Origin of the sequence: Pseudomonas sp. IT-P258, assembly GCF_949767825.1 — a bacterium.
Taxonomy (GTDB): domain Bacteria; phylum Pseudomonadota; class Gammaproteobacteria; order Pseudomonadales; family Pseudomonadaceae; genus Aquipseudomonas; species Aquipseudomonas monachiensis.
The window spans coordinates 1-1,129 of sequence record NZ_CATKPU010000048.1 but is presented as its reverse complement, the minus strand read 5'-3'; the positions used below and the strand labels follow the sequence as shown (position 1 = coordinate 1,129).

The 1,129-nt window shown below is 60.6% G+C and carries 1 protein-coding gene; it reads left to right on the top strand.

Annotated elements, in window-relative coordinates:
• A partial coding sequence (locus tag ACM6G4_RS18660; RefSeq protein ID WP_414914302.1) for a phospholipase D-like domain-containing protein occupies window positions 1–1,129 on the top strand: 1,129 nt, incomplete at both ends.

The window sequence follows — 1,129 nt, the reverse complement described above, 5'->3', positions numbered from 1 at the left end:
GCGACAGCGACCCATCATCAAAAAACCGTTCTCGTCGATTATGAACTGCCGGACCGCGCCGTCGGTTTCGTGATGGGTCATAACATGCTCGACGAGTACTGGGACACCAATGACCATTTGGCGGTGAACCGTGACAAGGACACCAAACCCGCCCCCAACAAGGGCCCGCGTGGCGATACCCCACGTCAGGACATTTCAAGCCAGGTCAGCGGGCCGATCCTGGAACACCTGTACCACAACTTCGCCAGCGCCTGGCGCAAGGAAACCGGCGAGGACTTGCTCGACCTGCGCCAAGCCAAAGAGATCGGGCCGCAACAACAATGCGCCCCGCAAGCCACCCGACAGATCGCGCAGATCCTGCGCACCCAGGCCCAGGAGGGCAAGCGCGACATCGAGAAGCTGTACCTGCAGGCGGTCAACAACGCGACCCAGTTCATCTACATCGAAAACCAGTATTTCCGCTGGCCGCCCCTGGCCGAATTGATCAAGGCCGTCGCCGCCGGCCAGACCAAGGCCGGGCGCGACCCCGCCATACACGGCCCCTTGCACCTGTTTGTAATCACCAACGCCAGCGAGGGTGGCATCGGCTCCGGCACCGTGAACACCCAGCGCATGCTCGAAAGCCTCGGGCGCGGCCATACCATGCCTGCAATCACCAAGTTACGGCGTATTGAACAGGCAAAAGCTGACGCCGCCGCACTGGAAACCAGCCTGGGCGAACGGCTGGAGCAGCATGCCCTGATCACGCTGACGAAACTCACCGACGCATTGGGCGGAACCGATCTCAGCGACAAGGCCAAGGAAGCTCAGCGGAGCAAGAATCGAGACAACGATTGGCGCAAAACCGCACTCCAGAGCCAAATCGAGGCAATCGAGAAAGAGACTTTTGCCCAACTCCCGGAACTCTCCGGCCTGAAAGTCCATGTGTGCTCACTGGTCGCCCCCGACTCGCCCGCCGGTAAGCCCTGGATGCCAGTGTACATCCACTCCAAGTTGATGATCGTCGACGATGTGTTCACCACTCACGGCTCGGCCAACATCAATACCCGCAGCATGCAGGTCGATAGCGAACTGAATATTGCGCATGAATGGGCGAGTGTGACGCAGGCGATGCGGCGGCGGTTGTGGG